General features: G+C 64.4%; 4 protein-coding genes. 2 read left to right on the top strand and 2 right to left on the bottom strand.

Annotated elements, in window-relative coordinates:
• On the bottom strand, window positions 1-244 hold a 244-nt coding region (locus QT222_RS03725; RefSeq protein WP_491476350.1), incomplete at its 3' end, for a GntR family transcriptional regulator.
• Window positions 245-475: 231 nt separating this feature from the next.
• Between QT222_RS03725 and QT222_RS03720 the strand changes: the two genes are divergently transcribed.
• Entirely contained in the window at window positions 476-1,696 is a 1,221-nt protein-coding gene (locus QT222_RS03720) for a PH domain-containing protein (protein ID WP_491476349.1), read from the top strand.
• 143 nt (window positions 1,697-1,839) lie between these two features.
• Entirely contained in the window at window positions 1,840-2,535 is a 696-nt protein-coding gene (locus QT222_RS03715; protein WP_004572722.1) for a carbonic anhydrase, read from the top strand.
• A gap of 24 nt (window positions 2,536-2,559) precedes the next feature.
• Here the strand turns inward: QT222_RS03715 and QT222_RS03710 are convergent, their stop codons facing one another.
• Window positions 2,560-3,156: a bifunctional 4-hydroxy-2-oxoglutarate aldolase/2-dehydro-3-deoxy-phosphogluconate aldolase gene (locus QT222_RS03710; RefSeq protein WP_491476348.1), complete on the bottom strand. Its 597-nt coding sequence runs from the start codon at window positions 3,154-3,156 to the stop codon at window positions 2,560-2,562.
• Window position 3,157: the final 1 nt, after the last annotated feature.

Genomic DNA, 3,157 nt, shown 5'->3' with positions numbered 1-3,157 from the left:
GCTGGCGGCCGCGCCCCGAGAGGTCATCTAGCTCCCCAGCCTCCATTGCTGGGCCTCGAAACCCCCGCTGGTTGCCCGGCTCGAGCAGGCCGTAGCCCGCAAGTCGGTTGAGAGCCTCACGCGGCGGGCTGAGCCCCACTCGGTAATGGTCCTTGAGGGCGCTGATGGCGAGCTTCTCACCCGCCGCGAAACGTCCGCGAATCAAGTCCTGCTTGAGTGTCTCGAAGATTCGGCTCGAGGCCATGTCGCGACTAGTCGATGGCGATGCGGTCATGGCGTGGTTCTCTTATCAAGTTCAAAGGTAATGGCTGGCGATATGTGTTTCCGTTCGGCGAGCAAGGATTTGCCTCAGTGCAGTAAGCCCTTTGCCAAAATCCCATATTGACGTTAATTAAATTGCGCGCCATAGTCATCTCAACAAAATCGATTTTTTCATTCAAAACGATTTATAACATAACAATCGATCGGAGACGGCATGTTGACGCCCTTTTCCCAGGCAACGCCCTACACTTCCCAGCGCAGCGCTACCTATGCCAAACACGGAATGGTCGCCGCGTCCCAACCACAAGCCAGCCAGGTTGGCCGTGACATTCTCGCTCAGGGCGGCAACGCAGTGGACGCCGCCATCGCCACCGCAGCGGCGCTCACCGTGGTCGAACCCACCGGTTGCGGGATCGGCGGGGGCGCCTTCCCGCCGGGCTGGGGAGCCGACGGCAATGCCCGCCACGGGGGACCTCACCGGCCAAACGCCCGCGGCCCCCCCCCCCCCGGGTCCCCCCGCGCGCCGGGGGCGGCCCCCCGGGCGCCCGCCGGGGCGACCCCCCCCCCCCCCCGGCGGGTTCCGTGGTACCTCCCGCTGGTGCTTCTCCCCGCCGCTATCGTGGCTGGACTCTACCAGTGGCGGCACCGCGGCTACGCGCTCGAAGACGACCACTTCGTGACCCGAAACGGGTTCTGGAAGCGCGAGATTCGCTTCGTTCCGTACTACCGGGTGCAGACGGTCATCGAGACGCGGACCATCTTCCAGCGTCGCTGGCGCGTCTCGACGGTGACGGCAGACACCGCCGGAAGCCTCTCGCTCGTCGGCGGCGACGCGAAGGCCGTCGATATCGAAGCGACGGCGGCCAGCGAACTCCGCGAGGCGCTGAACGACCGACTTCGAGCGTCGCTCGCCGCGCGTCGTGAAGGACGACAACAGTCGCGGCAGGAAACACTCGGTATCGAAGTCGCCGAACCGGAGCGCGAGGAAAGCGAGGTTGTCGCAGGCGACGCGGGCAACGACGTGAGTGGAAGCTCGCCCGAGTTCGTCGAGGAGGCGGAACCAGACCGCGACAGCGGGGGTGAAGCGAGTGAAGACGAAGGTAGCGGCGACGAGGGTACCGGCGTTGATGACGGCAAAGGTACCGACGATGGCAGCGTGGAGGACAGCGAAGATGACGAAGTCGACGACAGCGAAGATGACGAAGTCGACGACAGCGAAGATGACGAAGTCGACGACAGCGAAGATGACGAAGTGGTAGACGAGGACCCCTTCATCTGGGGCGAATCCATCACCACAGACGCTGCGGACGGGGCTACCGGGGATGAGCCGTCAGTCGATGACAAGGGCGAATCCAACGACGACGAGAAGTCATCCGAGGATGACGAAGAGATAGTCGAGACCGACGAGAACACGGCTGACCGCGACGGCCGCTAGACGAGAACTACCCGCAATTCGGCGGCGTAACCGTCAGACTAGTAGCGAAGAAGGCGGATACCGAATGTCCCCATCCTGCACCCCTGCGGTCAAAATCGTAACGAGCAGGGAATTATATAGACTCGCGAACCCATCGTAAACCGATGACTCGAACGGTACTGGGGACACTCCTGTCCGGAAACGAGCACCACGTCGACAGCCTCGCAGACGACCACTTCGAGGGCGTCCGAGATTCGCAGTCGCCACCGGCCGTCTCGGTGAGCTGTTCAGATGCGCGCGTCCCGGCCGAAGCGGTCTGGAACGCCGACGAAGCGGGCGACCTCTTCACTTCAGTGAACGTGGGGAACCAAGCGTGGACCGAAATCGACGGAAAGCTCGTCGTCAACGACGCCGTCGGATACGCCGTCTCGGCGCTCGAAACGTCCGATATTGTCGTCCTCGGTCACACGGGCTGTGGAGCGGTCACGGCCGCCTACGAGGCCGTGGTTGGCGACGGCGTGAAAGACGTGCCGGAGTCCGTCGAAGCGGCTGTCTCACGACTCGTTCCATTGGTCGAAGAAGCGCGCGAGGTGGGGCTATTCGACGAAGAAACGCCGACCGGCGAGGCGGTCAACCGACTGGTCGAGTACGCCGTCGTCCGCCAGGTCGAATTCCTCACCGAGAGTCCGGAGGTCCCCGAATCCACCAACTGCTGGGGGTTCGTCTACGACTTCCAGCACGCTTACGGCGACGACGACGGTGCGGCGTATCTCGTCGCGGCGAACGGGGATTCGGACCCTGAGACGCTCGCGGAGACGGTTCCCGAGAAATTCGAAGAACGCGTGCGGTCGATTCGGTAACGAGCGGAGTCGGCCCCGCGGTCGTTAGTTGTCCCGAGCGTCGTCGATAATCTGCGAGAACTCGCGGGCCGTCTCGGTGATGGTTTCGAACTCACCGTTTGCGATGGCTTCGTCGTCCATGAGCGCACCGCCCGCGCCGATGACGACCGCACCCGCTTCGATGTAGTCCGCGGCGTTGTCGAGACCGACGCCGCCGGTCGGCATCATCGGAATCTGCGGGAGTGGGCCTTTCATACTCTTGAGGTGCCCCGGTCCGAGAGAGGACGCCGGGAAGACCTTCACGAAGTCCGCGCCCGCGGCGTAGGCGTCGGTGGCCTCGGTCGGCGTCATGATTCCCGGCGCGACGAGCGTGCCGTAGCGGTTGCACGTCTCGATGACGCCCTCGTCGAAGTTCGGGCCGACGACGAACTCGGCACCGGCCTGGATGGCCGCGTTGGCGGTCGGCGCATCGATGACGGTGCCCGCCCCGACGATAGCCTCGCTGTCCGAGAAGGACGCCCACACCCCGCGGATGAGGTCCATCGCATCGGGGGTGCCGGCCGGAATCTCGTAGGCGGGGCCGCCACCCTCATTTAGGGCGTCGGCCACGTCGGTGAGAAGGGCTGCGCCCCCGCCGCGCATC

The sequence above is a fragment of the Haloferax sp. s1 genome (assembly GCF_058382125.1).
This window is presented reverse-complemented; position numbering and strand designations above follow the sequence as displayed.

Coding starts and splice junctions, on each gene's coding strand:
- QT222_RS03720 (WP_491476349.1), top strand. CDS start 476: ATGTTGACGCCCTTTTCCCAGGCAACGCCCTACACTTCCCAGCGCAGC.
- QT222_RS03715 (WP_004572722.1), top strand. CDS start 1,840: ATGACTCGAACGGTACTGGGGACACTCCTGTCCGGAAACGAGCACCAC.
- QT222_RS03710 (WP_491476348.1), bottom strand. CDS start 3,156: ATGCGCGGCGGGGGCGCAGCCCTTCTCACCGACGTGGCCGACGCCCTA.